Origin of the sequence: Natrinema pallidum DSM 3751, from assembly GCF_000337615.1 — an archaeon.
In the GTDB taxonomy this organism is placed as follows: Archaea; Halobacteriota; Halobacteria; order Halobacteriales; family Natrialbaceae; genus Natrinema; species Natrinema pallidum.
In genome coordinates this window covers 1-25,366 of record NZ_AOII01000071.1, presented here as the reverse complement: position 1 = coordinate 25,366, position 25,366 = coordinate 1, and the positions used below count along the sequence as shown (strand labels likewise).

Below are 25,366 nucleotides of genomic sequence, written 5' to 3'. Positions count from 1 at the left end.
GTCCGCTTCGATCAGCGTCGGGTCACTACCCTCGCGGTCGACTTACCCCCACCGCCGATTCCGCGACGACGCGATGTCGACGCCGCGGCTGTAGTAACAGATCGGCGTCCCCGCGGGCGCGTCGAACCCGTTGGCCTCGAAGAGCGTGTTTCGTTCGATCTCGGCCGTCGCCGCACGGAGCGTCCAGGGCTCGTGGTCGATGTCGGCGTAGCGAAGCGTGCCGTCTCGAGCCGTCGTGTAGTAGCGGTAGTGCTCGGTGAGAAACGCCGCGAGCGAGCCGGGGGCAGGTGTGAACGCGTCCCCGACCGGCTCGTAGGTGCCGGCGAATTCGGCGGGCGACGCACCCGGATGCCGGCGCTCGCTGGTAAACGCGATTCCGCGGTCGGTCGCGGCGATCTCGATGTCGGCGTAGTAGTAGGGCAGCCGGTGGAAGAGACGCGCGCCGACGACGCCGAGGGCACCCGCCGCGTCGAGGCTGAAGAAGTAGACGCCGGGCTCGCCGTCCCGGCTGACGTACGTCCGGAGGTTGAGTTCGGGCAGGTCGACGCCGACGCTCGCTGGAACGCCTCGGGGGCGAACGTCGACGTTCAGATACGGCACGACCGAGAGCCACGCCCGGCCGTCGTAGGGCTCGACGGTGAGGCTATCGGGGAGTCGCTCCGAGACGACTGCGGGATCGACGGGCCAGTTGGCGAAGAGCAGATGTCGCCAGCCCATCGCGATCGGGAGACTCATACCGGAATCAGGGGCCGACCGCACGAAAAGCCGTAGCCAAACAGCGTCGAGCAGGTCACACCGTCTCGGGCAACCAGCCACCGTCGACCTCGAGATTCTCGCCGCTGACGTACTCGCTGTCCGGATCGAGGAAGAAGTACAGCGGCGCGATCAGGTCCTCGAAGTTCGCGGGTCGACCCCGCGGTAACTCCGCGGGGAACTCGTCGGAGTTCTCGACGACGTACGGCGAAATCGCGTTGACCGTGATCCCGTCGTCCTGCGTGTCCGCCGCGAGCATGCGCGTAAACATCAGCACGCCCTTCTTCGCGACGAAATAGGGGAAGTTCTTGGGACTGACGAGCCCCTGCTCGCTCGAGGCGTAGCCGATGTTGACGATCCGTCCGTACTCGTGCTCGCGCATCCCGGGCAGGGCGCGCTTCGAGCAGAGGTAGGTGCCGTTGAGATTGGTCTCGAGGACGCGGGTCCAGGTCTCGAACTCGAGGTCGGCCCAGTGGGCGGGCGCGAAGTCGCCGACGTTGTTGACTAGCACGTCGACGGTCCCGAGTTCGTCCTCGATGGCGGCGAACAGTCCGTCGACGCTGTCGGGGTCGGTCACGTCGCCCTGGACCGTCATCGCCGCTTCCGCGCCGCGGTCGCGGGCGGCGTCGGCCACCTCGCGGGCGGCGTCGGCGCTCGTGTGGTAGTGAACCGCCGTCCGCGCGCCGCAATCGGCCGTCGAGAGCAGGAGTTCGCGACCGACGCCCGTTGCGCTGCCCGTAACGAGTACCGTCTGGCCTGCGAGATCGGGACCCTCCATGCAGTGTCGGTCGGCGACGACGGGCAAAAATCGTCCGGAACCCGGGTCTCGGCGACCGGCGGTGGGTGTCTGCACCCCGCGGATTTACGGCGGTGCGCGGTCAATACGTCACCGATGCTAGACACGGTCTTGCTCGCCGTCGGTCCCGGCGACGGCGACCGCAGCGATCAACTCGCCGAAGCGGTGATCGAAGTCGCGAACCCGGCCGACGCGACCGTCGTCCTCGCCCACGTGTTCACCAGCAGCGAGTACGACGACGTGCTCGACCGCCTCGAGTTCGACCCCGATGTCGACGAGATCGACCCCGATGCGGTGGCGACGCGCCACGCGACGATCCACGATCTGGAGGCCGTTCTCGACGAGCACGACGTCGACTACGCGGTCCGGGGTGCGGTCGGCGAACACGGTCCGACCATCGTCGATCTGGCAGCCAGCGTCGGCGCGGACCGCGTCGTCGTCGGCGGGCGGCGGCGATCACCGACCGGCAAAGCGGTTTTCGGCTCGACGGCACAGGAAGTGTTGCTGTCGGCTCCCTGTCCCGTCACGTTCGTTCGCCACGACGACGCGGACTGAGCCGTGCACTGCCTTCGTCCGCCGAGCCGTCGGGAGAGCGGCTTCACCGCCCCGGGAGCGCGGTTTCCGCAATACTGCAACGACGAGAATACTTAAGCGGATGGCACAACCACTGTGACGGTATGGCAATCGATACGGTACTTCTCGCCGTCGGACCGATGGACACAGTGCGTGCGCCGGAACTCGCCGAAACGACCCTCGAGATCGCCGCGCCGCTCGAGGCGACCGTCGTGATCGGGCACGCCTTCACGGAGGAGGAGTACGAGGACGTCCACGACGACCTTGGATTCGACGCCCGTGTCGACGATGTCGATCCGAACGCGGTCGCCGCCCAGCGCGCGCCGGTTCCCGAACTGGCCGATCGCTTCGAGGAGGCCGGCGTCGAGTACGAGATCAAGGGCGCGCTCGGCGAAGTCAGCACGAAGGTCGTCGACATGGCGATCGACGTCGACGCGGACCGCATGATCGTCGGCGGTCGCCGACGCTCGCCCGCGGAAAAGGCCGTCCTCGGCTCCGTCTCACAGGAAATCATCCTGCAAGCGCCCTGCCCGGTCACGTACTTCCGCGACCTCGACGTGATGGACTAGCGCCGACCCGGTCGGTCCCTGCTTTCTCCGACTCCCACGTCGTAGTTCTCTTACTCCCGTTCGTCGGCGCGTCGTTTCCACGTCCGCTCCTGTCGGCGCTCGCGGACGTGTCGCTCGCCATCGGCCAGATCCCGTCGGACTCGTCGCTCGAGCGATCGGGTCTCCGCGAGCAACGTCTCCTGAAAGTTCTCGACGACGTCGTAGGACCAGCGGTCCTCGTCGACGACGCCGTGGGGGAGCAGGTCGGTCCGAATCGCGTCCGCGAACTCGTCGTGCCCAGCCGCCCTGAGCAACTCCTCGGCCCGATAGAGGTGATCCATCCCGTGACCCGTCGCGTGGTGGAACTCGAGCAGACAGCCCTGTGCGCGCTGGACCCACTCGAGGCCGAGTTCGACCTCGTGGAGCGCGTTACGTTCCGCGTCGGACAGCGTCGGTTCCGGTTCGGCGGACGGCTCCGTGGTCGGTCGGGTGTCGTCGGTACCCATACGGCGAACTATGGCGCATGCTACCATACGTGTGTCGCCGACGGCTCGCTGCCGGCCGGTTCCCGACCCGTAACGTATCGAAATCGCAACTCGTTGCCGAGTACAATCTGGGTAGTTAAGTACGGCCGCAGTCGTCCCCTAGACAGCATGGTCTACTATGCGGGCGTCGATCTCGGCGCGACCAACGTCCGGGCCATCGTTGCCGAGGCCGACGGGACGACGATCGGCGTGAGTCGCCGATCCACGCCACGCGGGCCGACGGGTATCGACGTGACGGAAGGTGTCCTTCGAACGCTTCGCGAGGCGTGCGTCGACGCCGGGATCGCTCCCGAGCGCATCGCCGCGACCGGCATCGGTTCGATCGGTCCGTTCGACCTCGCGGAGGGAGCAGTGATCGATCCCGCCAACCTCCCCGACTCCATCGACCGGATCCCGCTGACGGGACCGATCGCGAAACTGATCGACAGCGAGGACGTCTATCTCCACAACGACACCACCGCGGGCGTCATCGGCGAGCGCTTTCACGCCGTCAGCAACCCGGATGACATGGCCTACATCACCATCTCCTCGGGGATCGGTGCCGGCGTCTGCTGTGACGGGGCGGTCATGAGCGGCTGGGACGGCAACGCCGGCGAGGTCGGCCACTACGTCGTCGACCCGCAGGGTCGCCTGACCTGTGGCTGCGGCCGCGACGGCCACTGGGAGGCCTACTGCTCCGGCAACGCCATCCCCGACTACGCTCGACTGCTCGCCGAGGACGATCCGACGATATCGACGGCCCTCCCGGTCGAGGGTCCCGACTTCACGGCGAAAGACGTCTTCGAACTGGCCGGTGAGGACGAACTGGCCGATTACGTCATCGAACAACTCGCCCACTGGAACGCTATCGGCGTGACCAACGTCGTCCACGCCTTCGCCCCGATCGTGGTCTCCTTCGGCGGCGCGGTCGCACTGCACAACGAGGACCTCGTCGTCGACCCCATCCGCGAACGCGTCTCGGAGATGGTAATGACGAACGTCCCCGAGATCCGCGTCACGGACCACGGCGACGACGTCGTCCTCGAAGGCGCGCTGGCGAGCGCCCTGACCGAGGGAACCGGGGATCGACGGCGGCTGCGAGGCTGACCGTCCGGCACGCGCCGCGGGAGACGGGCGCGCCGCGAGTGACTACCTCTATGTGGCTGCGTCCGGCTGTGTTGCGTATGGAGCGGAGAGCGTTCCTCGAGCGGAGTGGAGCCGCCGGTCTCGCCCTGTCCCTGCCGGGCGGCCTCGCGGCGTCCCGTCCCAGCGCCGCCGTCACCCGACAGTCGGCCGGCTACGAACCGCTCGGCCGCGTCTCGATCGACAACGCCGCGGAGGCCGTCGTCGGCGACGACGGCGAGACCGCGTACGTCGCCGCGACGACCGGCTTCGTCACCGTCGACGTCAGCGATCCCGCCGAGCCGACGGTGCTCGCCGAAGAACGCGGCGTCGAAATCGACGGGAGCCCGCTAACGAACCTCCTCGATCTGGCCGTCGATGGCGACCGACTAGTCGTCGCCGGCCCCGCCCAGTCCGTGAGCCCGGTCGGCTCGGGCGACCAGTATCTGGGCGTTCGCTGCTACGACGTGAGCGATCCCGCCGCCCCCGTCCCGACCGGCGCGTACGAAACCGGCTACCACGTCCACAACTGCTATCTCGAGGACGAGTTGCTGTTCGTTCCCGCGAACACGGGCGATCGGAACCCGCTCGTGATCCTCGACGTCGGCGGCGATGAAATCACGCGCCTCGGCTACTGGTCCCTGCTGGACCACGAACCCGGGTGGCGGGACATCTACTGGCTCGCCCGCTATCTGCATGATATCTACGTCCACGACGACATCGCGTACCTCCCCTACTGGAACGCGGGGACGTATCTGGTCGATGTAAGCGATCCGACCGACCCCAGCTACGTGTCCCACGTCCGAACGACCTCCCTCGCGGACCAACGTCAGATTGACGACCCGCTCAAGGCCGTCTACGGGCTGCCCGGCAACGACCACTACGCGATGGTCGACGACGCGGGGGACCTGCTGGCGGTCGGCCGGGAGGCCTGGGCCACCGGTGGGTCGGACCCCGACCGACCGGGCGGGATCGACCTCTACGACGTGAGCGATCCCGCTCGCCCGACACGCCGGGGGTCGATCGATCCGCCGCGGACGATCGACGAGTCCCGCAGGGGCGGCATGTGGACCACCTCGCACAACTTCGAGCTTCGCGACGGACACCTCTACTCCTCGTGGTACCGAGCGGGGGTCAAGATACACGATGTCTCCGACCCGACCGCTCCCGAACGGATCGCCTGGTGGCGCGACCCCGAGCGGACGGGATTCTGGACCGCACGCGTCGTCGACCCCGGGGAAACGTTCCTCGCGAGCAGTACGGAAGCGATCCCGAACGCGTCGATCGACGGGGCACTCTACACGTTCCCGATCGAAGCCGGCGAACAGGCCGACCCGCCTTCGCTTCAGGCTCCCGAAAACTGGGGGGACGACGATACCGATGCGGCCGGCAACGGAACCGATACCGGCGGCGACCGCGACTCCGGCGGGAACGGGACCGAGGACGCCGACGACTCGATCCCCGGCTTCACCGGCATCGCCGGCCTCGTCGGTGGCGGGGTCGCCCTCGAGCGGCTGCGCCGCCGCGGAAACGTTCAGGATTAATTCGACGGTATTCGGACGTGTGACCCAACTTATTCCCCGCTCGAGCGTCTAGTACGACCTATGACTGATTCCGCGGACGACCCGTCCCTGAAGGAACGCGTCGAGCAGTGGATGGCCCGGGAAATGCCGATCATCCAGATGCACGGAGGGACCAGCGCGGTGCGGGCGGCCGACCCCGATACCGGCGAGGTCATCATCGAACTCGGCGGCGGGTGCTCGGGCTGTTCGGTCAGCGACGTAACGACCGGCAACATCGAGGCCGAACTCATCACGTGGCCCGAGATCGACGAGGTCACCGTCCGAGTCCCCGACGCGCGCGACAGCCTCGGCGGACCCGATCAGCCCGAATCGATCATGGGCGTCGATCGGACCGAAGGCGGCCGCGGCGACTGGGGCTCGTCGAATCCGGGGAAGGATCACCTCTGAGTCCCACGCGTTGCATCGGTCCGGACGTCCCGATCCGCGTGGTCCTTGTTGACAGGGGCGGTTAGTTTTGGGAAGTCCTATATTCTTTTACGCGCCCACTACGGACATTAGATATCATGACGAGTAGACGCCTACAGGCGGGAGGTGTCGGCGATGGGTAACGCGCCGGAGTCCGGCGACGAGGACGACCCCGACGCCGAGACCGACGGCGGCCTCCGGGCCTATACCGTCCGGCTCGAACTCGTCGACGAACCCGGCGAGTTGCTCCGCGCGCTCGCCCCGATCGCCGACAACGGCGGGAACTTGTTGAGCATTCACCACGAGCGCGGCAATATCACGCCCCGCGGGCACATCCCCGTCGAGGTCGACCTCGAGTGTCCGCCGGATCGATTCGACGACGTGGTCGAGGGACTCCGCGACGCCGGTGTGAATATCATTCAGGCCGGCGCGGAGCACTACGGCGAAGCGATCAGCGTCGTGCTGGTCGGCAACCTCGTCGAAACCGACCTCTCGAATACCCTCTCGCGGATCGAGGACGAGGCCGACGCCGTCGTCCAGGACCTCTCCTTGGCCGCACCGGAGGGTACTAACGGAATCTCGAGTGCGCGTGCGCGACTCGCGATCGACTCCGGTCGCTCCGGGGACGTGCTCGCGGCCATCCGATCGATCGGCACCGACAAGGACCTGACCGTCGTCGAACCCCTGCTCGGAGGTGAGGCCTGATGCGACTCGCGATCCTTGGTGCCGGCGATGTCGGTCGTTCGGTCGCCGACCTCGCCGGCGAGTACGACCACGAGGTCGTCGCGCTCGCCGACTCCACGTCCGCCGCAGTCGATCCCGACGGGATCGCCGTCGACGATGTCCTCGAGCGCAAAGCCAGCGACGAGGCCCTCGGGACCGGCAGCCCCGACGACGTCTTCGACACCGACTACGACGCGCTCGTCGAGGCGACGCCGACGACGCTCGGCGACGCCGAACCCGGCTTCACACACGTCCAGCGCGCACTCGAAGCCGACCGCCACGTCGTGCTAGCGAACAAGGGGCCGGTCGCCGAGCGCTACGAGGAACTCCGCGCGCTCAAGGCCGACAGTGCGGGTTCGATCCGCCTCGAGGCGACCGTCGGCGGTGCGATTCCGGTGCTCTCGACGATCGAGGACTGCACGCCACAGGCCGTCACCGCGGTCCGGGGCGTGCTCAACGGCACCGCGAACTTCATCCTCACTCGGATGGCCGCCGAAGGGCTGGACTACGACCACGTCCTCGGGGAGGCTCAGGACCTCGGCGTCGCCGAGGCCGATCCGACGTTCGACGTCGACGGCACCGACGCCGCGCTCAAGTTCGTCATCCTCGCGAACGTGCTCGCCGACGGCGGCTTTTCGCTCGCGGACGCGACGGTCGAGGGCATCCAGTCGATCCCCGGCAGCGCGCTCGATCTCGCCGCCGAAGACGGCCGGACGATCCGCCTTATCGGCGAGGCGACCCGCGACGGCGTCCGCGTCGGGCCGCGGCTCGTCCCCGAAAGCGGCGCGCTGGCCGTGACCGGCACGCGGAACATCGTCCAGATCGAGACGCGACACGCCGGCTCGCTCCACTCGAGCGGCCGCGGTGCCGGGGGTCCGGAGACCGCGACGGCAGTCCTTTCGGATGTCGGTCGGCTGCCGCCGCTGTGAGATCGGTCGGGTGTCCGTGATGCGCGCCGATTTCCGTCTCGGTTGACTCCCTTTCTCGTCCATTTCACCGTCGTGTGGCCGACCGGTCCGGACCGATGTCGTCGAACCGCGGGTTTCCGTCGTCGCCCTCGCCGGGTGGAGACCATCGACGCGTGCGTGTCGGCATTTCGGTGCTCGTCGGCGAGTTCTCACCGCTTCTCGGGCCGGGTTCTCACCGGCGGTTGCCGTCTTTCGAACGTTCCGTGTCGTGTGAATGCTAGCCAAACCGCAAGACGGCGTCGGGATGGGGAGAATACGCTTTCGAAATGGTTTTAACCGCAACGAGCCAAAGGGACCGATATAAGCGCCTCTGCGCGTGAGCTACAACAATGAGCGACCAACACCAGAACCTGGCCATCATCGGTCACGTTGACCACGGGAAGAGTACGCTCGTGGGACGACTCCTCTACGAGACGGGGAGCGTACCCGAGCACGTCATCGAACAGCACCGCGAAGAAGCAGAAGAGAAGGGCAAGGGCGGCTTCGAGTTCGCCTACGTCATGGACAACCTCGCCGAGGAGCGAGAGCGTGGTGTCACCATCGACATCGCCCACCAGGAGTTCTCCACGGACGCCTACGACTTCACAATCGTCGACTGTCCGGGTCACCGCGACTTCGTGAAGAACATGATCACGGGCGCATCCCAGGCGGACAACGCCGTCCTCGTCGTCGCTGCTGACGACGGTGTCGCGCCCCAGACCCAGGAGCACGTCTTCCTGGCTCGAACCCTCGGTATCGACGAACTCATCATCGGCATCAACAAGATGGACATCGTCGACTACGAGGAGTCGACGTACGACGAGGTCGTCGAAGAGGTCAACCAGCTGCTCAAGCAGGTCCAGTTCAACACCGAGGACGCCTCGTTCATCCCGATCTCGGCGTTCGAAGGCGACAACATCGCCGAGGAGTCCGACAACACGCCGTGGTACGACGGCGAAATCCTGCTCGAGGCCCTGAACGACCTGCCCGAGCCGGAGCCACCGACGGACGCGCCGCTCCGACTGCCGATTCAGGACGTCTACACCATTTCCGGTATCGGTACCGTCCCCGTCGGACGTATCGAGACCGGTCTCCTGAACACTGGCGACAACGTCTCCTTCCAGCCCAGCGACGTGGGCGGCGAGGTCAAGACGATCGAGATGCACCACGAAGAGGTGCCCAAAGCAGAGCCCGGCGACAACGTCGGATTCAACGTCCGCGGCATCGGTAAGGACGACATCCGCCGCGGTGACGTCTGTGGCCCCGCCGACGATCCGCCAAGCGTCGCCGAGACGTTCCAGGCACAGATCGTCGTCATGCAACACCCCAGCGTGATCACGGCCGGCTACACGCCGGTCTTCCACGCCCACACGGCACAGGTCGCCTGTACGATCGAGTCCATCGACAAGAAGATGGACCCCTCGAGCGGCGAGGTCGCCGAGGAGAACCCCGACTTNCACACGGCACAGGTCGCCTGTACGATCGAGTCCATCGACAAGAAGATGGACCCCTCGAGCGGCGAGGTCGCCGAGGAGAACCCCGACTTCATCCAGTCGGGTGACGCTGCTGTGGTCACCATCCGACCGCAAAAGCCCCTCAGCATCGAGCCGTCCAGCGAGATTCCCGAACTCGGGAGCTTCGCCATCCGCGACATGGGTCAGACCATCGCAGCTGGCAAGGTCCTCGACGTCCACGAGAAATAAATGCAGCAGGCACGCGTTCGACTCGCGGGCACGAGTCCAGACGACCTCGACGACATCTGCGACGACGTCCGCGAGATTGCGAACAACACCGGCGTCAACCTGAGCGGACCGATTCCGCTACCGACGAAGACTCTCGAGGTGCCGACCCGGAAGTCGCCTGACGGCGAGGGCACTGCGACGTGGGAGCACTGGGAGATGCGCGTCCACAAGCGCCTGATCGATCTGGACGCCGACGAACGCGCACTCCGACAGCTCATGCGCATTCAGGTGCCAAACGACGTTTCGATCGAAATCGTCCTCGAAGACTAAGCGCTCATCGAGGCCGGTTCGATCACGAGCCGAATTCGAGCTATTTCCCCGTTTTTGCGGCCGTCGAACGCATCCCAGTAGCGGTAGCTAAACGCATCGAACGGCCAGGGTGGTCACGGCTGCCTCGGCGTCACCAGGCTCCCCACACCCTTCGCATGCCGCCCGATCGCACCCCCGACCAGTAAGTGCCGGGACTTTTGTCGCTCGCCGTCGCAGCCACCCGTATGGCGAGACACTCGCGGTCACGGTCGGGGTCCTACGTGCGGTCCGATCCCGGACGGGACCGGTCGGACGCGAACTCGAGCAGCCCCGTACTCGAGGTGCTCGTCGCCTTCGCGGTCGTCTTCGCCGCCCAGGGGATCACTGCGTTCGCGGGTATGATGGGTACGTTTTTCGTCCTCGCACCGCCGCTGACGACGAACCCGTGGACGATCGTGACGAGCGTCTACGCCCACAGCGGGCTGGGTCATCTCGTCTCGAACGCCCTCGCGTTGCTCGTCTTCGGCTGGCCGGTCGCGCGGGCCACGACGCGGTGGCGCTTTCACGCCTTTTTCGCGGGTACGGGCGCGATTGCCGGTATTGCCCAGGTCGCTCTGACCGGCGTCTTCGCCTCACTGCCGTTCGTTCCCGTCGCGCCGACGGCTGTCCTCGGGGCCAGCGGTGCCGTCTTCGCCCTGCTCGGCTATCTCGTCGCGTCGAACCGGCTCTCGACGGGGCTGGCCTCGTTCGTCGACGTGCCACAGTGGCTCGCTGTCCTCGTCTTTCTCGGGCTCGCGACTGCGGTCACCCTCGCGACCGCCTCACCCGGCGTTGCGCTAATCGCCCACTTCGCCGGCTTCCTGGTTGGGGCCGTCGGCGGACGCGCTCGCGTCCTCGCGGTCGGCTCGAGCGCTCGGACGGACTCCGTTGGCAGTTGAGACTCGACGACGAACGGCACCCGGTGAGCGCCACGGCATTGGACTCGGACGCGACGCATTCGTGGCCGTTCGATCGACGGCTGGTGAGTGTCCGCCTCGAGTCCGGCCCCCGTGGTGTCGTGTCCCGCGCCGCCCTCGAAACACAAGCTACAAATAGAAACCGGGGTTAGGAACGGGCGAGGGCTCGTAGATCAGTGGTAGATCGCTTCCTTCGCAAGGAAGAGGCCTCGGGTTCAAATCCCGACGAGTCCACTATTCTGCGCCGCGGGCACATTCACGAGCGCTGCAAGTCGTCGTCGAAGGCGAGCGTTGAAGCCCGCTGAGTTACAGCCCGTAACGCGAGTAGCACGAGCGAGCGGGAACGTCTCAGTTCGGGGGGTTGTCACTCCGAGGCGGCCATCGGATCGGCCGCTTCTCGTGGCGAGGATGCGAGTCGTGGGTCGGGAGCGACGAGCGGGTTCGCGACGCGAGAGTATCGCTGTGAGACACGTGATTGATAATTAATTAGTAGGAGGAGAAACGGGGAGGTGTATGGAATCGGAGACGCTAGATCGAATCGGCCGTCCGCTGGCAGAAGAGAGATGAACGAACGGCTCAATCGGCGACTCAGTGCGGTCGTTGGCGTCTTTCTGGTCCTCGTCGCTGGCGGGATCGCCGTTCTCGGGGGTGGACTCCTCGAGACGCCGGTGTTGCTCGCGCAGGTGACGCTGATGGGGCTGGCCGGCGTCTGTGATATCGTCGCGGCGACCGATACCCGGCTGACTGCCCGTTGGGCGTGGTACCGGTGGAGCGGTCTCGGAAACGTGTTGCTCGGATTCTCGCTCCCGCTGGGGTTCGTTGAAAGTGGGACTGGGCTGCTGTTCGTCGTGGTCGTCGCCATTGGCGGGCTGTCGCTGGGGTTGATGGGCGTCGATATGCTCGTCTATCACGGGAAGTATACCCGCGATGAGCGACTCGACCGCGACGGCACGTAAGCGAGTGGTGTGGACCGAACGGAGAAGGAACCGAAGGCACAGGTACGACGAGTCCTCCGGCTCTGACAGTTGCTCTCTCCGCACGCTCGAGCGAGCACGGACTGACCGCGTCCGAGAAGGGAAACGGAGTCGGTATGCTATGTACGATGCAGCCGATCCGGGGACGATAGTCAATGAGTTTCTCATTACGCTGTTCGTTCCGGGAATTACCATTTTCGCGTCTTTGTGGGCCGTGTTTCGGCTGTTTCTGAACGAGTTCTTGAGTTCCATTGGACTCGGCCCGCTTGTACCAGCGTATGGGGTGGGGGCAATCGAATCGGGGTACGGCAGGATGCTCCTGTTGATACTGCTCACGACTGGCATTCTGCTGCCGTACGGTGCGGTATCTCATCGGGTTCTTCGGGAACCGTTGCGAGAACGCGGAATCGTGGTGGCTACTAAAGCAAAAACCTAAGCTGAATTGGCCCCACAATAGCCATATATTTAATTTTGACAACTGTTATTTGGGGGCCTATGGCCAATAGTGAGGAGTGTACAAATCAAATACGAAAGCGCATACGGTAGGCAAGTGGGTGGAAAAAAGACGACGAGTCCGGCAAAGATTCCAAAGGGAAGTGTGTTAGAAATCCGTTCAGTGTTCCTTGAATAGTATTCGAATTTGAGCAATGGTAAGTGAACGATTCCAAGAATACCTCCAAGCAAGGCTCCGCTCGTTGTGAGCAGTATCGAAGATGGAAAGATAACGAGCGCGGACAGATTCGTACTAGTACTTGTGGATAGTAAGTAGGAGATGAAAATAAATAACGAAATGCATGTGTTTACCCCCATAGAGTTCCTGGCTGAGCCACTGAGACGGCTGAAAACAGCACCCTCTATTTGATTTATATATCTCTCNACGGCGGTCGAATTTTACGGATTTCTAATTGAATTCCCCGATTTTGAACCTACTGTCCTCCTGCGATTTCTGGGGGTAAACACATACAACGAAATAATAGTAATCATTCGGATTGGTATGGTACTCAGGTCCATATTTTCCAGGTCTGGTTCAATAGTAGTTTGTTGTTCTAGCACATAGAGTAATATGCCAACGACCGCAGCAATTACGCCAAGCGCAACCCCAACGAGAGTCTCACGGATAATTCCCAAGACAGCCATAGAGAGCCCAATCACACTCAGTGCAGCTGTAAGTAACCGAAATAACCGTTTGCTTTCCATACGTTATAATTTTCTACAGATTGTATAACTTCATTGGTATCTCTGTACGGTCGTATGATGAAGCCAGTCCCATCCCTTCCGCCGACGAACAATAGATATAAGTAACTAACAGTTAGAAATCAGAACGGAAGCTACGCTCCGCAAACCGCAGGGGGTGTATATTAAAGCCCCGGGTGGTAGGACACCCGAGACGTAGCTTCCAAATCCCACCAGGGATTTGCAAGCAATGATTGCGTACATTCTACCGGGATATAAACGTCCCGCACGACAACGGAATCGCTCACTAGAACCGCCTGCAGTGGCCGGCTTTGAGACTGCCGTCGGCCTCGAGCGGGGGGTGCGATGACGAACGATGCCGAGAGCGGAGATGGTGCGCCTGCGGGCGAGCGGGCGGCGGATGACGGGGGTGTGTTGCCGCCCTGTCCGCAGTGTGGTGAGTCGATGGTGGCGACGACGGTCGACGGGCCGATGGAGGCCTACGCGACGCCCTGTGGCTGTCGCGTGTGGCCCGACGCGCTCTCGAGACTGGACGATGAGTGATGACCGCCGTGGTGAGGGTCGCGGGTGCGGGTGGAGCGGGTCGCTCGCTCGAGTCGGTGCGACGGGGTCGGGTCCGGTGGCCGTTCTGTCGGTCGTCCGGACCGCCACCCACAAAACACATTGGGAGAACGTTGATTGTCGCCGCTCCGTATCCTTCACACGGCAGTATGACTGACTTCCAGAATCACGATGTCGACGGAGCTGATGGCGGAACCCCGTTCGTGACGGAACGGAAGTCCAGCGAGACGACCGTCCAGGCGATCCTTCGGGGTATCACGACGGTAACCGGCGTCGACGAAACCGAACTCGACCCGCTCTACGACGCCGTGGCCGTCGAGGCGTTGACGGCGCTCGTCGAGCACGGCGACCGCCCGATTCGTGTGACGTTCGGCTACGAGGGTCACACTGTCGTCGTCGACGGGGACGGCTCCATACGGATCGTCGACGATCCGCCGCGGAACCCGCCGGCGGGCTCCGACTGAGCGCCGTCCGCGTCCGCACGCCGTCTCGGCCGTCGGCGACCGTCGCCGCTCGCTCGAGTCCGGCGACGGCGCGGCCACGGGTGTGATCGGCCCCATAGCCGCGAGCGCGCGAGTAGCCGGCTGCTACCGCTCGCCGCTCCCGACGCCCGATCGGTTGCGGGTCGTTACCGTCATCGCTCCGGGCGGGAATGGACGGAGTACCAAATAGGCTGCCCCTGGTTCCGTCGGACGATGGCACAGAAGACCGGCGGCAACCCTCGCTCGAGACTCCATCGCATCGGGTCGCTGTTCGCGAATCACGGACGCACCGCGCGAAACGAGGGGTCGGCTCTCGAGGTGACCGTCGTCGACTCGATCCGCGACATCGGGCGAGCGCAGTGGAACGGGATCGTCGAGCGCTCGAGTCGCGGCAGCGTGTTCCACCGTTACGAGTGGCTCGAGGCGATCGAGACGGGACTCGGTTATACGCCCCGCCATCTCGAGGTCACCAAGGACGGCAACACGATCGGCGGGATGCCGAACTTCGTGGTCGAAATCGAGAAGACGCCGTTTACCCGCCTGTCGTCGTTGTACCCGGGCTTTGGCGGGCCGTTGCTCCCGACGGAGACGGCCGACTCCCTCGAGCGCGTGATCGGCACCGTCCCGGGCCTCTGTCGTGGCCGGACGGTCGTTCACCAGATTCGGGGGTTGGATTCGAGCTATCTCCGGTACAACGACGCGCTCCAGTCGCGGGGCTATCGCCCCTACCGGCGGGAGTGTCGGTTCCTGCTCGATCTCACGAAGGGACACGACGAACTCCTCGCGGACATGAGTCGGTCCCGGCGGCGGGGGATCGAACACGGACAAACTATCGACCACGAAATCGTCGAGGAGGAGATCACGGGCGAGACGCTCCGGCGGTTCTACCGGACCTACGAACGCGTCATGGATCGCGTCGGCGGGGCCGTGTACCCCGTCTCGTTCTTCGAGGCGTTGCAGGCGATGGACGACCGTCTCCTCTTGCTGACGCTCCGGATCGACGGCGAGTACGCGGGCGGGATGCTCGAGGTGCTCGACGACGAACGCGATGCGATTCACGGCTTTTTCGCCGCCGTTCCGCGGGAGTATTTCGACGATCACGCCTCGGAACTGCTCTACGATCACGTCTTCCGGTGGGGGATCGACCACGGCTACGAGACCTACGACTTCGGGAGCACGAACACGGACTTCGAGGACGGCGTCTTCAGATTCAAGGAAGGGTTCGGCGGACGGGCCGTCCCGGTTTTCGTCTGGGAGCGCGGCTGTAGCCCCCTCTGGCCGCTGGTGAAGGCCGGACGAGCGCTGTACTGGCCGTATTACACGTGAGTCGCCACGCCGGACGCCCCCCGGCCGTCGCGCCGTCTCGGCGGGTGCCCGCCCGAACCCGACAGCGATCGACCGGCCGCCTCGCGGCACCGGTGAGAAGCGCCCCGGCCGCGGCGTGGCTCCCCTTCGAACTGAACACTATTCCAATTCAATTAACCGATGAACGGACACAATAGTTTTCCGTTAGTGCCCGGTACGCCAGTCGCATGCGATGCGTGACGTTTGTTATCACGCCACCACGAGGCTACTTCGATCGGGGTGCGGAACGCCTCCGTGAGCGGGGCGTCACGTTCGAATCCGTTCGGAACGTCGATCCGCTCGACGACGGAACGATCGTCGCCCAACAGGTGATCCGTGGGGAGCGAGCGGCCGCCCGAAGCGCGCTCGAGGAGACGGGTCCGACCGTCGTCGACTATCACTTCACCGATGCCGCCGAGACGACGGTGCTCCAGTTGCACTATCGGCCCAGCGACCTCACGCGGGAACTCCTCGCGATCCATCACCGACACGCGGTGGTGTTGGAGTACCCCCTCGAGTATACCGGCGCGAGGAACCGGAGCCTTCGCGTCTCGGAGATCGGCCGCGGGGACGCGTTACGGCGGGTCATCGAGGAGACACGGGCGATCGTCGACGTCGAAATCGAGCGCCTGGTCGACTACGAGCCGTCCGCCCAACGCCTCATCGCCGACCTGACGGCCCGCCAGCGGGAGGTCCTGCGCGTCGCGGTCGACGAGGGGTACTACGAGGTACCCCGCCGGGTGACGTACGGCGACGTCGCCGCCCGACTCGAGTGTTCCGCCGGGACCGTCGGCCAACACCTCCGTCGGATCGAGGCCCGACTCATGCCGACGCTCGTCGGCGGCGACCGTCCGCGACCCGAGACCGATCGTGAACGCGACCGGCCTCCAACCGGTCCCTCCCGGTGAGCGGTGCCTACGGGTTAGCGGTCGCGAAATCGAACATACGGTGGCCGGGGACCGGTGAAACGCGGATACTCGGCCGCGACCGATCATACGGCGAGTGAGCCCGCGTCGACCCGGCCCGAGACACCGGGGTGAGTTGTATCCGGGTGGCCCTCGTTGGGTCCCGTATGGCGACGGTAGCCGTCACGTTCCGAGACCGACTGCTCGTCTGTACAGGCGNCCCTCGCGCCATCAGAGATGTGTATAAGAGCCAGCCGCAACGGACCGGCCCGCTACTACGTCGGGACCGTCGCGGACGGCCTGTTTCGAAGCGCCGACGGCGGCGAGACGTTCGACCGCCTCGAGACCCGGTTTGCGGCCGGCGCGCGGACGCCGGCGGCCGACACTGAGCCCGATCGCGTGACGGCAGTGACGATCAGTCCGCACGACTCGCAGGTCGTCTACGCCGGGACCGAACCCAGCCGGGTCTCCCGGTCGCGCGACGGCGGCGACTCGTGGACCCGTCTGGAGGGCCTGACCGACCTCCCCTCGGCAAGTGAGTGGTCGTTCCCGCCACGGCCCGACACCCACCACGTCCGCTGGCTCGAGGTCGACCCGTTCGATCCCGACCGACTGTATGTCGGGATCGAGGCGGGCGCGTTCGCGTACACGCCAGACGGCGGCGAAACCTGGCACGAGCGGCCGCCGGGAGCGCGCCGTGACAATCACAGTCTGGCTGCCCATCCCGACCGCGAGGGGCGGCTCTACGCCGCGGCCGGCGACGGCTACGCCGAGAGCGATGACGGCGGCGAGACGTGGCGATGCCCCCAGAATGGACTCGAACACACCTACTGCTGGAGCGTCGTCCCCGCTCCCGACGATCCCGACCGCGTGCTCGTCTCGAGTGCGCGCGGTGCGTCGACGGCCCATACGGCGAGTCGCGCGGCGTCGTACGTCTACCGGCGTGAGGACCAGCGGGCCTGGGAGCGACTCGATGGCCGCGGTCTGCCGACCGGCGAGGGCGTCGTCCGAGCGGTGTTCGCGACGACGGGCCGACCGGAAACCGTCTACGCCGTGACCAACCGCGGCCTCTTCGTCACGCGCGACTTCGGCGACTCGTGGGCCGCGATCGACATCGACTGGCCGGCCAGTCTCGAGTCGCAAACGCCGCGAGGACTGGTCGCCCTCTCGTAAGCCGGGTCGACCGCCGACCGCCACCGTCCGACCGGGTCCGTCGATAACCGCGTTCCCTGAGGCGGGTGGGCCGCTTCGAAATCCTTTTAGGCGCTACACGGGGATAGTAAGGTAACTGAGTGATATCATGGACGTCGACATCATCTCCGAAACGGAGAACCCCATGTTGCATCGAACGGACGTGACCTTCGAACTCGTCCACGAGGACGCCACGCCCTCCCGCCTGCAGGTCCGCGACAGCCTCGCGGCGAAGTTGAACAAGGACGCCGACGAGGTCGTCATCCGCAAACTCGACACCAAGTTCGGGATGCGCAAGACCGTCGGGCAGGCGAAGGTCTACGAGACCGACGACTACGCCCGCGAGGTCGAGCAGGACCACATGCTCGAGCGAAACAAGATCGGTGTGGACGAAGAAGCCGACGCGGAGGAAGCATAACATGGCGCGACACGAACTCTACAACGACGACGGCAGCACCAACGGCGAGCTGTGCCCCCGCTGTGGTGACGTCTTCCTCGCCGACCACGGCGACCGCAAGCACTGCGGGAAGTGCAGCTACACCGAGTGGGAGTAACACCCGACTGATGGGCGACGTGCCGACGACGACCGTGGCACGTCGAACGCCGCTATCCGCCGTTTTCATCCGTGACTGACACCCCCCGTATCCTCGGGATCGAAGGCACTGCCTGGGCCGCCAGCGCAGCGGTCTTCGATGCCGAACGCGACGAGATCGTCATCGAGAGCGACGCCTACCAGCCCGAGAGCGGCGGCATCCACCCCCGCGAAGCCGCCGAGCACATGCACGACGCCGTGCCGCGCGTCGTCGAACAGGCGCTCGAGCACGCCCGCGAGACTCACGACGGTCCGGCGGACGACCCGCCGGTCGATGCGGTCGCGTTCTCCCGCGGACCTGGACTCGGCCCCTGTCTCCGGATCGTCGGCACGGCTGCCCGAGCGCTGAGCCAGGCCATAGACGTCCCGCTGGTCGGTGTCAATCACATGGTGGCCCACCTCGAGATCGGTCGCCACACCGCCGACTTCGACGCGCCGGTCTGTCTCAATGCCAGCGGCGCGAACGCACACCTGCTGGCCTACCGCAACGGGCGCTATCGCGTGCTCGGCGAGACGATGGACACCGGCGTCGGCAACGCGATCGACAAGTTCACCCGTCACGTCGGCTGGTCCCACCCGGGCGGGCCGAAGGTCGAGGCGGCGGCGAAAGACGGCGAGTACGTCGAGCTCCCCTACGTCGTCAAGGGGATGGACTTCTCGTTTTCGGGCATTATGAGCGCTGCAAAGGATGCCTACAACGACGACGTGCCGGTCGCGGACATCTGCTATTCCCTGCAGGAGAACATCTTCGGCATGCTAACCGAAGTGTCCGAGCGCGCGCTCTCGTTGACCGGGAGCGATGAACTCGTCCTCGGCGGCGGCGTCGGCCAGAACGACCGCCTGCGCGAGATGTTAGGCGAGATGTGTGCCCAGCGCGGAGCGGCGTTCCACGCACCCGAACCTCGTTTCCTGCGGGACAACGCGGGGATGATCGCCGTCCTCGGCGCGAAGATGTACGCCGCCGGCGACACGCTCGCGCTCGCGGACTCGCGCGTCGACCCCGATTTCCGACCCGACCAAGTGCCGGTTACCTGGCGGGCCGACGAACCCGAACTCGCTGCCGGCCGCGGCACAGTGACGGAGGGTGACCGGCAGGTCCGCGGTGCCGAAGCGGTCGTCGACCTCGAGCCCGCCGCCGGCCGCGTCACGAAGCGCCGCCGGGCCAAGACCTACCGCCATCCCGCCCTCGACGAGCGCCTCCGCACGGAGCGGACGACGCTCGAGGCCCGGCTCACGAGCCTGGCTCGCCGCGAGGGCGTTCCGACGCCGGTCCTCTCCGATGTCGATCCCCGCGAGGCACGGCTGGAATTCGAGTACGTCGGCGACCATGACCTCCAGGCGGGGCTGTCGCCCGCACGGGTTCGTGCCGTCGGCCGGCACCTCGCACGGTTCCACCGCGCGGGGGTCGTCCACGGTGATCCGACGACTCGGAACGTGAGAGTCGACGACGAGCGGACGTATCTCATCGACTTCGGACTCGGCTATCACACCGACCACGTCGAGGACTACGCGATGGATCTGCACGTGTTCGATCAGAGCCTCGTCGGCACCGCCGACGACCCCGCGCCGCTCCGCGAGGCGGTCCGGGAGGGGTACCGCGCGGTCGGCGCGGAGCGCGTGCTCGAGCGCCTGCGTGACATCGAAGGGCGCGGGCGCTACCAGTCGTAAGGCCGGTTCGACCGGACCGCGATCGCCCGATTGCAACGATCGTCACAGCACACAATACTCTTATCAGGGGAGGACGTATCACCGGCCATGGCAGACAAGCCGACTTCCGGTGAGATTCTTGGGGTCCCGTACAACTTCGAACGACCGAGCATCAGCCGCATGCTCTCGTCGTACTGGCAGCCCGGGGAGGGGATGCTCGTCGAGAAGCCCTTCGGCGTCGGCTACACCCTGAACCTCGCCAACTGGCGCTCGTGGATCGTCGTCGCCGTCGCCGGGGCGCTCCTCTGGCAACAGGAACAGGGGGCCACCGCGGCAAGCGACGAGACCGCCGACGAGCCGGTCGAAGTCATCGTCGACGAGAGCGACGACTGACCGCCGGACTGCGTTTTCGAGCGCGATCGCGGCGCTGCGAGCCGCCGCTCCCGACGCGGCGCTCAGCGGTCGACTTCGCCCATGATACAGTCGAGGCTCCCGATCGCCGCGATCAGATCGGCGACGTACTCGCCGCGAGCGATCTCGGGCAGCGCGGAGAGGTTCGAGAAACAGGGGCTGCGGATCTTGAACCGCGCCGGCGTGTCGGTCCCGTCCGCGCGGATGTAGATCCCGAGTTCGCCTTTCGCCCCCTCGACGGCGCGGTAGGTCTCGGTTCCGGCGTCCGGCTTGAGCGTCCGGGGAACGTTGCTCCGAAGGGTCCGTTCGTCCTCGGGCCAGTCGGCGAGCAGGTCGAGACACTGCGCGACGATCTTCGCGGACTCCTCGATCTCCCGTAGTCGAACGAGCAGCCGCGCGAAGTTGTCGCCGTCGGGTTCGGTGACGACGTCCCACTCGAGGTGCGGATAGTAGCCGTAGGGGTCGTCCCGGCGGCGGTCGTAGTCGATGCCGGAGCCGCGGGCGACGGGGCCGGTACAGCCGTACTGTTTTGCGGTGTCGGGCTCCAAGACGCCGGTGTCGACACAGCGGCGCTGGAAGATCTCGTTGGTGACCAGCAGGTCGTGATACTCCTCGCGTTTCGCGGGGAAGCCGTCGAGGATGTCCCGAACGTCCGCGATGAACTCCCCGCGGGGGTCGGGCAGGTCCCAGGCGACCCCGCCCAGCCGGAAGTAGTTGAACATCATCCGCTGGCCGGTCAACTCCTCGAGACAGTCGAGGACGAGTTCGCGGTCCCGGATGGCATATTGGAAGGCGGCACAGAACTCGCCGACGATGTCAAGCGCGTAGGTACCGACGGCGATGAAGTGCGAGGCCAGCCGCGAGAGTTCGGCACCCATCGTCCGGATCACCTGCGCGTAGTCGGGCACCGCGATGTCGGCCAGGTCCTCCGCGGCCCGGGCGTAGGCCCACTCGTTCAGGAGCCCCGCGGACACCCAGTCCCAGCGGTCCGGATAGGGCATGATCTGGTGACGGTACGTGCTCTGCTGACACAGCTGTTCCTCGCACCGGTGGATGTAGCCGATGTCGGGATCGACGTCGACGACCGTCTCGCCGTCCAACACGGCCTTTACGTGGAGGACGCCGTGTGTCGAGGGATGGTGCGGGCCGATGTTGAGGAACATCGTCTCCGAGGCGGCGTCGTGTTCGTCGCCCGCGATCGGGTTCGCGTGTTCCGAGAGGGTGACGATCTGTGACTGTTCCTGATCGTAGTCCAGCGAGAGCGGATGGCCCTGCCACGTCTCGGGGAGGAGAATCCGTCGCAGGTCCGGATGGCCCTCGTACTCGATGCCGACGAGGTCGTAGGCCTCGCGCTCGTGCCAGTCGGCCGTCTCGAAGACCGGCGTTGCCGACTCGCTTCTCGGCTCGTCGGCCGGCGTCGGGACCACGACGCTCACCTCCCGCGTCGGGTCGGCGTAGGATTGCAGGTGATAGATCGTCTCGAACCGGTCCGGGTACTCCTGGGCAGTAACACAGGCGCAGTGATCGAAGCCCGCCTCGTCCCGGAGCGTCGCGAGCACCGTCTGTACCTCGTCCGGCCGGATCACGACCGCGGGCGCGTTCTCGTGGTCGTCCCGACCGAGGACCGCGTCGCCGAGCAGGCCCTCGAGTTCCGCGGCCCCGATCGAAGCGGCGCTCTCGGTCGGTCGTGACGCGAGCGTCGAGTCCGATGTCATGGCTGCCGCTTCGGACGCGGGAGCCGAGTCGATTCTGCGTCACTGGCTAGGCTATTTATATATGCAGACCGGACCCTCCGGCCGTGAAGACGGTTCGACTCACGCTGCGTTACGACGCTGCGACGATCCATCCGATGCATCGCTTCGTCGCCGAAAGCGACGCGTTCGATGCCTATCGGATGGTTCACGGCAACTTCGCGGGGGACGACGACAACGTCTTTATTTTCCACGTCGTCGGCGATCCGGATGTCTACGAGGCCGCGCTCGCGGATACCGGCCGGGTGAGCGACTACGAACTCACGCGGACCGGCGACCGGACGTTCACCGTCTACGTCCGCGATCTGCCCGCCGAGGTGGACGCCCGACTCCTCGATCTGTTCACCGAGCGCAGTCTGGTCGTCTTACCGCCGGTGGAGTACCGGTCGGACTGGACGGTCCGGTTTTCCGTCGTCGGCGACTCGGACGACCTCCGGCGCGTGCTCGAGGGCATCCCCGACGGCATCGAGACGACCGTCGACCGGGTCGGCGAGTACGACGGGGGTGACGCCGCGGTCGGCACGCTGACGGCGCGCCAGCGGGAGACGCTGCGGGTCGCCCGCGAGCTGGGGTACTTCGACGTTCCCCGCTCGGCGGGCGTCGAAGACGTCGCCGCCGAACTCGACTGTGCGCCCGGGACGGCCGCCGAACACCTCCGGAAGGCGGAGGCGGCCGTGATGGAGGCCCTCGAGCTGTAGCGAGGAGCCGCCGCGAACGCGGTCGCTACTCTGACGTGTCCGCCCCGAGCGGCGGTGCGAACGCGTCGACGACGCGACACGGCTCGAGGGCTCGCACGCCGTGGACCGTTCCCGGCGGGACGACGTACGAATCGCCCGCCTCGAGGGGCGGCGAGCGCTCGCCGCCCGGGAGGGCATCGATCCGGTCGGGATCGTCCCACTCGGTGACGTTCATACGTCGTGTTCTCCGTCCATCGCTGTTTGCTGCTTTCGCGGACCGGGATTCGAGGGGCGAACGGGCAACCGACGCCTATTTTCCGTCCGCGGACGCCGCCTCGTACATGGCCATTCGATTCGTGACCGGCAACGCGGGGAAGGTTCGCGAGGCGCGGGACTACCTCGCGGGGATCGAGCCCGTCGAACAGATCGAGTACGACTACACCGAGGTCCAGAGCGACTCACTCGAGGAGATCGCCGCCCACGGTGCCCGGGAGGCGTTCGAGCAGTTGGGGGGCGACGAGCCGGTACTGGTCGATGACGCGGGGCTGTTCGTCGACGCGCTGGGCGGCTTTCCGGGGCCGTACTCGGCGTACGTCGAGGACACCGTCGGTGTCGAGCGGCTCTGGCGACTCGCGGAGGCGGAGGAAAACCGCCGCGCGACGTTCCGGACCGTCCTCGCGTACGCCGACGAGGACGGGACCGAGACGTTCGCGGGCTCGGTCGCGGGCACCCTCGTCGCGCCCCGCGGCGAGGGCGGATTCGGCTACGATCCCATCTTCGAGTACAACGGGACGACGATGGCCGAGATGAGCACTGCGGAGAAGAACGCGATTTCACACCGCGGCCGCGCGCTGGCGACGTTCGCGGAGTGGTACGCCGGCCGCGACGAGTAACGCGCCGGGTCTTCGATCGGCGGTCAGTCGTCTCCCTCTGCGGCGGTCTCGACCGCCTCGTCGTCCGCCGCGAGCTGTGCTTCGGTGACCGTCTTCGCTTCGCTATCGACGCTGACGCCCTCCCAGTCCTGATCCGCGTGGTACCCCTCGCGCTCCTTCGCGCTGGGGGCGACGCGGATGAATTCGGCGTGTCGGCGAGCCGCGGGGATCGTCTCCCCGCCGCAGTAGGAGAGTCCGGACTGCATGCCCGCACAGAACTCGTCGGCGACATCGCCGACCGGCCCCTTGTACGGCGTCAGGGCCTCGACGCCCTCGTCGGCGCGAACGTCGGTATCCTTGTCGTCACGGTTCTCGGCGGCCGTGGTGGTCGCCATGCCCCGCGAGCGCTTGTACCGAGCGCCGTCGACTTCCACGACCGCGCCGGGTGCTTCCTCGGTTCCGGCCAGTAGACTTCCCAGCATCACCGTGTCGGCTCCCGCCATCAGGGCCTTGACGGCGTCGCCGGACGTTCGAATCCCGCCGTCGGCACAGATCGTCACGTCCAACTCCTCGGCCGCCGTCGCACAGTCGTCGACGGCGGTCAGTTGCGGGACGCCCGCGCCGGCGACCTTTCGGGTGGTGCAGTGTGAGCCGGGACCGATGCCGACTTTCACGCAGTCCGCGCCGGCGGCCGCGAGGTCCTCGACGCCCGCCGGCGTCGCGACGTTGCCGGCGACGAGGTCCGTGTCCGGGAACGCCGCCCGGAGCGTCTCGACGGCCTCGAGCGACCGCTCGAGGTGGCCGTGGGCTACGTCGACGACGAGCGCGTCGACGCCAGCGTCGATCAGTGCGGCGCTGCGGCCGACGTAGTCCTCGTTGATCCCCACCGCGGCGGCCACCTGCTCGTCGGCGGCCGTTACCCGTTCGACCTGTTCGGCCTGCTCGTCCGGCGTGAGAAAGCGGTGAACGACGCCGATCCCGCCGGCGCGTGAGAGTTCGATCGCTAGTTCGGCCTCCGTGACGGTATCCATCGCGGCGGAGACGAGCGGCGCGTCCAGTTCGACGGTCGGCGTGAGCCGCGTCGAGAGGTCGACATCGCTGCGGCTATCGACTGGCGAGCGGTTCGGGACGAGGAGCACGTCACCGTAGCTCAACCCGGTTCGTAGATCGTTCATTACCCCTCACTACTGAGGCGCCCCTGGCAAATAAGGGTCCCGAACTGCGGTGGCTTCGCGAGGATGCAGCGGTCCGATATCGCGTCGCCGCGACCGCCGTCAGGCTCGTGGGTCCCGGTCCGGTCCCGGGTACTCGCCGTCCGCGACGACCGCGTACAGGCTCGCGGGGTCGAACAGGCGGGCGAACGCGTCCGGCGGGCGGATGCTGACGGAGACGCGGGGCTGCAGGGTGAGCCCGGCCGTCGCCGATCGAAGCCGGTCGTCGTTCGAGAGCAGGTGCGCCGCGTTCCCCTGATAGGCCGACGCCAGTCCGGGATGGTCCCCCGCGGGCTGGTCGACCGCGATGCGCTCTGCCTCGAGCCGGTCGCGGTGATCCGCGGCGAGGTCGGCGTCGGCCAGCGCCGTCACGAGCCGTTCCGTCTGCTCGAGTAGCGGGTCGCTGGCGACGAGGTCGATCCAGGAGTGGCGGCGGACGTGATCCAGCGCCTCGCGCGCGTCGCCGCCGACGAGCAGGTCCGCCGCGAGCACGTCGGCGTCGGCGACGACGCGGGCGGGGTTCGGTTCGTCGCGGTCAGGCATCGCCGTCCTCCCGGATCGCCGCGAGTGCGTCCCGAATCGCCTCGTGATCGCCGTCGTACTCCTGTCTCTTATACACATCTCTGATGGCGC

The 25,366-nt window shown here is 66.2% G+C and carries 30 protein-coding genes and 1 tRNA gene; 24 read left to right on the top strand and 7 right to left on the bottom strand.

Going from position 1 to position 25,366, the window contains the following annotated elements; translation table 11 throughout:
• Nucleotides 1-42: 42 nt before the first annotated feature.
• Together C487_RS11085 and C487_RS11080 are read right to left on the bottom strand one after the other, a co-directional pair.
• Nucleotides 43-735, bottom strand: coding sequence for a YqjF family protein (locus C487_RS11085; RefSeq protein WP_006185846.1), 693 nt, complete (start codon nucleotides 733-735; stop codon nucleotides 43-45).
• A gap of 55 nt (nucleotides 736-790) precedes the next feature.
• Nucleotides 791-1,531, bottom strand: coding sequence for an SDR family NAD(P)-dependent oxidoreductase (locus C487_RS11080; protein WP_006185845.1), 741 nt, complete (start codon nucleotides 1,529-1,531; stop codon nucleotides 791-793).
• 114 nt (nucleotides 1,532-1,645) lie between these two features.
• Here C487_RS11080 and C487_RS11075 point away from each other — a divergent pair, with 114 nt between their 5' ends.
• Nucleotides 1,646-2,104 (top strand): universal stress protein, encoded by a 459-nt coding sequence (locus C487_RS11075; protein WP_006185844.1) that lies wholly within the window; start codon nucleotides 1,646-1,648, stop codon nucleotides 2,102-2,104.
• Nucleotides 2,105-2,226: 122 nt separating this feature from the next.
• A complete protein-coding gene (locus C487_RS11070; RefSeq protein ID WP_006185843.1) occupies nucleotides 2,227-2,691 on the top strand; it encodes a universal stress protein in 465 nt (154 codons plus the stop codon).
• 50 nt (nucleotides 2,692-2,741) lie between these two features.
• On the opposite strand, the gene C487_RS11065 is transcribed toward C487_RS11070, so the two are convergent.
• On the bottom strand, nucleotides 2,742-3,176 hold the full coding sequence (locus C487_RS11065; RefSeq protein ID WP_006185842.1) for a hypothetical protein: 435 nt from the start codon (nucleotides 3,174-3,176) through the stop codon (nucleotides 2,742-2,744).
• A gap of 147 nt (nucleotides 3,177-3,323) precedes the next feature.
• Here C487_RS11065 and C487_RS11060 point away from each other — a divergent pair, with 147 nt between their 5' ends.
• The 20 genes from C487_RS11060 to C487_RS10965 all read left to right on the top strand — a co-directional run bounded on the left by C487_RS11060 (nucleotide 3,324) and on the right by C487_RS10965 (nucleotide 20,204).
• The gene (locus tag C487_RS11060; RefSeq protein ID WP_006185841.1) at nucleotides 3,324-4,301 is read left to right on the top strand and encodes an ROK family protein; all 978 of its coding nucleotides are present in this window, start codon (nucleotides 3,324-3,326) and stop codon (nucleotides 4,299-4,301) included.
• A 77-nt stretch (nucleotides 4,302-4,378) separates the two neighbouring features.
• Nucleotides 4,379-5,860, top strand: coding sequence for an LVIVD repeat-containing protein (locus C487_RS11055; RefSeq protein ID WP_006185840.1), 1,482 nt, complete (start codon nucleotides 4,379-4,381; stop codon nucleotides 5,858-5,860).
• A gap of 60 nt (nucleotides 5,861-5,920) precedes the next feature.
• Nucleotides 5,921-6,286, top strand: coding sequence for a NifU family protein (locus C487_RS11050; protein WP_006185839.1), 366 nt, complete (start codon nucleotides 5,921-5,923; stop codon nucleotides 6,284-6,286).
• Between the two features lie 153 nt (nucleotides 6,287-6,439).
• The gene (locus tag C487_RS11045; protein ID WP_006185838.1) at nucleotides 6,440-7,009 is read left to right on the top strand and encodes a hypothetical protein; all 570 of its coding nucleotides are present in this window, start codon (nucleotides 6,440-6,442) and stop codon (nucleotides 7,007-7,009) included.
• Nucleotides 7,009-7,956, top strand: a complete 948-nt coding sequence (locus C487_RS11040) for a homoserine dehydrogenase (RefSeq protein ID WP_006185837.1) — start codon at nucleotides 7,009-7,011, stop codon at nucleotides 7,954-7,956. Before C487_RS11045 ends, C487_RS11040 begins: the two co-directional genes overlap by 1 nt.
• A 368-nt stretch (nucleotides 7,957-8,324) precedes the next feature.
• Nucleotides 8,325-9,677: a translation elongation factor EF-1 subunit alpha gene (gene tuf / locus C487_RS11035; protein WP_006185836.1), complete on the top strand. Its 1,353-nt coding sequence runs from the start codon at nucleotides 8,325-8,327 to the stop codon at nucleotides 9,675-9,677.
• Complete coding sequence (gene rpsJ, locus C487_RS11030; protein WP_004215311.1) at nucleotides 9,678-9,986, top strand: 30S ribosomal protein S10; 309 nt, start codon at nucleotides 9,678-9,680, stop codon at nucleotides 9,984-9,986. It abuts the gene before it with no gap.
• Between the two features lie 224 nt (nucleotides 9,987-10,210).
• Complete coding sequence (locus tag C487_RS11025; protein WP_049908092.1) at nucleotides 10,211-10,903, top strand: rhomboid family intramembrane serine protease; 693 nt, start codon at nucleotides 10,211-10,213, stop codon at nucleotides 10,901-10,903.
• A gap of 180 nt (nucleotides 10,904-11,083) precedes the next feature.
• Nucleotides 11,084-11,155 (top strand) — tRNA-Ala (locus C487_RS11020).
• 329 nt (nucleotides 11,156-11,484) lie between these two features.
• The gene (locus C487_RS11015) at nucleotides 11,485-11,877 is read left to right on the top strand and encodes a hypothetical protein (RefSeq protein WP_006185834.1); all 393 of its coding nucleotides are present in this window, start codon (nucleotides 11,485-11,487) and stop codon (nucleotides 11,875-11,877) included.
• Between the two features lie 139 nt (nucleotides 11,878-12,016).
• A complete protein-coding gene (locus tag C487_RS11010) occupies nucleotides 12,017-12,331 on the top strand; it encodes a hypothetical protein (protein WP_006185833.1) in 315 nt (104 codons plus the stop codon).
• Nucleotides 12,332-13,434: 1,103 nt separating this feature from the next.
• Nucleotides 13,435-13,632 carry a hypothetical protein gene (locus tag C487_RS11005; protein WP_006185832.1) on the top strand — a complete coding sequence of 66 codons (198 nt, stop codon included), beginning with the start codon at nucleotides 13,435-13,437 and terminating at the stop codon, nucleotides 13,630-13,632.
• Between the two features lie 167 nt (nucleotides 13,633-13,799).
• On the top strand, nucleotides 13,800-14,114 hold the full coding sequence (locus C487_RS11000) for a HalOD1 output domain-containing protein (RefSeq protein ID WP_006185831.1): 315 nt from the start codon (nucleotides 13,800-13,802) through the stop codon (nucleotides 14,112-14,114).
• A 231-nt stretch (nucleotides 14,115-14,345) separates the two neighbouring features.
• Nucleotides 14,346-15,458 carry a lipid II:glycine glycyltransferase FemX gene (locus C487_RS10995; RefSeq protein WP_006185830.1) on the top strand — a complete coding sequence of 371 codons (1,113 nt, stop codon included), beginning with the start codon at nucleotides 14,346-14,348 and terminating at the stop codon, nucleotides 15,456-15,458.
• Between the two features lie 206 nt (nucleotides 15,459-15,664).
• A complete protein-coding gene (locus C487_RS10990; RefSeq protein ID WP_049908091.1) occupies nucleotides 15,665-16,384 on the top strand; it encodes a helix-turn-helix domain-containing protein in 720 nt (239 codons plus the stop codon).
• A gap of 234 nt (nucleotides 16,385-16,618) precedes the next feature.
• Complete coding sequence (locus C487_RS10985) at nucleotides 16,619-17,554, top strand: WD40/YVTN/BNR-like repeat-containing protein (RefSeq protein ID WP_006185828.1); 936 nt, start codon at nucleotides 16,619-16,621, stop codon at nucleotides 17,552-17,554.
• A 127-nt stretch (nucleotides 17,555-17,681) separates the two neighbouring features.
• Nucleotides 17,682-17,990: a 30S ribosomal protein S24e gene (locus tag C487_RS10980; RefSeq protein ID WP_006185827.1), complete on the top strand. Its 309-nt coding sequence runs from the start codon at nucleotides 17,682-17,684 to the stop codon at nucleotides 17,988-17,990.
• 1 nt (nucleotide 17,991) lies between these two features.
• Nucleotides 17,992-18,126: a 30S ribosomal protein S27ae gene (locus tag C487_RS10975; RefSeq protein WP_006185826.1), complete on the top strand. Its 135-nt coding sequence runs from the start codon at nucleotides 17,992-17,994 to the stop codon at nucleotides 18,124-18,126.
• A 71-nt stretch (nucleotides 18,127-18,197) separates the two neighbouring features.
• A complete protein-coding gene (locus C487_RS10970; RefSeq protein WP_006185825.1) occupies nucleotides 18,198-19,832 on the top strand; it encodes a bifunctional N(6)-L-threonylcarbamoyladenine synthase/serine/threonine protein kinase in 1,635 nt (544 codons plus the stop codon).
• 87 nt (nucleotides 19,833-19,919) lie between these two features.
• Nucleotides 19,920-20,204, top strand: a complete 285-nt coding sequence (locus tag C487_RS10965; RefSeq protein WP_006185824.1) for a DUF5808 domain-containing protein — start codon at nucleotides 19,920-19,922, stop codon at nucleotides 20,202-20,204.
• Nucleotides 20,205-20,266: 62 nt separating this feature from the next.
• Here the strand turns inward: C487_RS10965 and C487_RS10960 are convergent, their stop codons facing one another.
• Nucleotides 20,267-21,937 carry an NADH-quinone oxidoreductase subunit D gene (locus tag C487_RS10960; protein ID WP_006185823.1) on the bottom strand — a complete coding sequence of 557 codons (1,671 nt, stop codon included), beginning with the start codon at nucleotides 21,935-21,937 and terminating at the stop codon, nucleotides 20,267-20,269.
• An 83-nt stretch (nucleotides 21,938-22,020) separates the two neighbouring features.
• On the opposite strand from C487_RS10960, the gene C487_RS10955 reads away from it, so the two are divergent.
• Complete coding sequence (locus C487_RS10955; RefSeq protein WP_006185822.1) at nucleotides 22,021-22,671, top strand: helix-turn-helix domain-containing protein; 651 nt, start codon at nucleotides 22,021-22,023, stop codon at nucleotides 22,669-22,671.
• Nucleotides 22,672-22,696: 25 nt separating this feature from the next.
• Here C487_RS10955 and C487_RS10950 read toward each other — a convergent pair whose 3' ends face one another.
• Nucleotides 22,697-22,885, bottom strand: coding sequence for a cupin domain-containing protein (locus C487_RS10950; RefSeq protein ID WP_006185821.1), 189 nt, complete (start codon nucleotides 22,883-22,885; stop codon nucleotides 22,697-22,699).
• Nucleotides 22,886-22,991: 106 nt separating this feature from the next.
• Here C487_RS10950 and C487_RS10945 point away from each other — a divergent pair, with 106 nt between their 5' ends.
• A complete protein-coding gene (locus tag C487_RS10945; RefSeq protein ID WP_006185819.1) occupies nucleotides 22,992-23,543 on the top strand; it encodes an XTP/dITP diphosphatase in 552 nt (183 codons plus the stop codon).
• A gap of 23 nt (nucleotides 23,544-23,566) precedes the next feature.
• Here C487_RS10945 and C487_RS10940 read toward each other — a convergent pair whose 3' ends face one another.
• Nucleotides 23,567-24,697 (bottom strand): guanosine monophosphate reductase, encoded by a 1,131-nt coding sequence (locus C487_RS10940; protein WP_006185818.1) that lies wholly within the window; start codon nucleotides 24,695-24,697, stop codon nucleotides 23,567-23,569.
• 99 nt (nucleotides 24,698-24,796) lie between these two features.
• Nucleotides 24,797-25,276 carry a DUF7384 family protein gene (locus C487_RS10935; protein ID WP_006185817.1) on the bottom strand — a complete coding sequence of 160 codons (480 nt, stop codon included), beginning with the start codon at nucleotides 25,274-25,276 and terminating at the stop codon, nucleotides 24,797-24,799.
• Nucleotides 25,277-25,366 lie beyond the last annotated feature (90 nt).

Bases quoted from the DNA above. Each gene is read 5' to 3' on its own strand.
- rpsJ (WP_004215311.1), top strand. From the start codon at position 9,678: ATGCAGCAGGCACGCGTTCGACTCGCGGGCACGAGTCCAGACGACCTC.
- C487_RS11080 (WP_006185845.1), bottom strand. From the start codon at position 1,531: ATGGAGGGTCCCGATCTCGCAGGCCAGACGGTACTCGTTACGGGCAGC.
- C487_RS11000 (WP_006185831.1), top strand. From the start codon at position 13,800: ATGACTGACTTCCAGAATCACGATGTCGACGGAGCTGATGGCGGAACC.
- C487_RS11075 (WP_006185844.1), top strand. From the start codon at position 1,646: ATGCTAGACACGGTCTTGCTCGCCGTCGGTCCCGGCGACGGCGACCGC.
- C487_RS11065 (WP_006185842.1), bottom strand. From the start codon at position 3,176: ATGGGTACCGACGACACCCGACCGACCACGGAGCCGTCCGCCGAACCG.
- C487_RS11040 (WP_006185837.1), top strand. From the start codon at position 7,009: ATGCGACTCGCGATCCTTGGTGCCGGCGATGTCGGTCGTTCGGTCGCC.
- C487_RS11050 (WP_006185839.1), top strand. From the start codon at position 5,921: ATGACTGATTCCGCGGACGACCCGTCCCTGAAGGAACGCGTCGAGCAG.
- C487_RS10995 (WP_006185830.1), top strand. From the start codon at position 14,346: ATGGCACAGAAGACCGGCGGCAACCCTCGCTCGAGACTCCATCGCATC.
- C487_RS10940 (WP_006185818.1), bottom strand. From the start codon at position 24,697: ATGAACGATCTACGAACCGGGTTGAGCTACGGTGACGTGCTCCTCGTC.
- C487_RS11055 (WP_006185840.1), top strand. From the start codon at position 4,379: ATGGAGCGGAGAGCGTTCCTCGAGCGGAGTGGAGCCGCCGGTCTCGCC.
- C487_RS10985 (WP_006185828.1), top strand. From the start codon at position 16,619: ATGTGTATAAGAGCCAGCCGCAACGGACCGGCCCGCTACTACGTCGGG.
- C487_RS11010 (WP_006185833.1), top strand. From the start codon at position 12,017: ATGTACGATGCAGCCGATCCGGGGACGATAGTCAATGAGTTTCTCATT.
- C487_RS11060 (WP_006185841.1), top strand. From the start codon at position 3,324: ATGGTCTACTATGCGGGCGTCGATCTCGGCGCGACCAACGTCCGGGCC.
- C487_RS10990 (WP_049908091.1), top strand. From the start codon at position 15,665: ATGCGATGCGTGACGTTTGTTATCACGCCACCACGAGGCTACTTCGAT.
- C487_RS10980 (WP_006185827.1), top strand. From the start codon at position 17,682: ATGGACGTCGACATCATCTCCGAAACGGAGAACCCCATGTTGCATCGA.
- C487_RS10950 (WP_006185821.1), bottom strand. From the start codon at position 22,885: ATGAACGTCACCGAGTGGGACGATCCCGACCGGATCGATGCCCTCCCG.
- C487_RS11015 (WP_006185834.1), top strand. From the start codon at position 11,485: ATGAACGAACGGCTCAATCGGCGACTCAGTGCGGTCGTTGGCGTCTTT.
- C487_RS10945 (WP_006185819.1), top strand. From the start codon at position 22,992: ATGGCCATTCGATTCGTGACCGGCAACGCGGGGAAGGTTCGCGAGGCG.
- C487_RS11025 (WP_049908092.1), top strand. From the start codon at position 10,211: ATGGCGAGACACTCGCGGTCACGGTCGGGGTCCTACGTGCGGTCCGAT.
- C487_RS10935 (WP_006185817.1), bottom strand. From the start codon at position 25,276: ATGCCTGACCGCGACGAACCGAACCCCGCCCGCGTCGTCGCCGACGCC.
- C487_RS10965 (WP_006185824.1), top strand. From the start codon at position 19,920: ATGGCAGACAAGCCGACTTCCGGTGAGATTCTTGGGGTCCCGTACAAC.
- C487_RS10960 (WP_006185823.1), bottom strand. From the start codon at position 21,937: ATGACATCGGACTCGACGCTCGCGTCACGACCGACCGAGAGCGCCGCT.
- C487_RS11070 (WP_006185843.1), top strand. From the start codon at position 2,227: ATGGCAATCGATACGGTACTTCTCGCCGTCGGACCGATGGACACAGTG.
- C487_RS11005 (WP_006185832.1), top strand. From the start codon at position 13,435: ATGACGAACGATGCCGAGAGCGGAGATGGTGCGCCTGCGGGCGAGCGG.
- C487_RS10975 (WP_006185826.1), top strand. From the start codon at position 17,992: ATGGCGCGACACGAACTCTACAACGACGACGGCAGCACCAACGGCGAG.
- C487_RS11045 (WP_006185838.1), top strand. From the start codon at position 6,440: ATGGGTAACGCGCCGGAGTCCGGCGACGAGGACGACCCCGACGCCGAG.
- C487_RS11085 (WP_006185846.1), bottom strand. From the start codon at position 735: ATGAGTCTCCCGATCGCGATGGGCTGGCGACATCTGCTCTTCGCCAAC.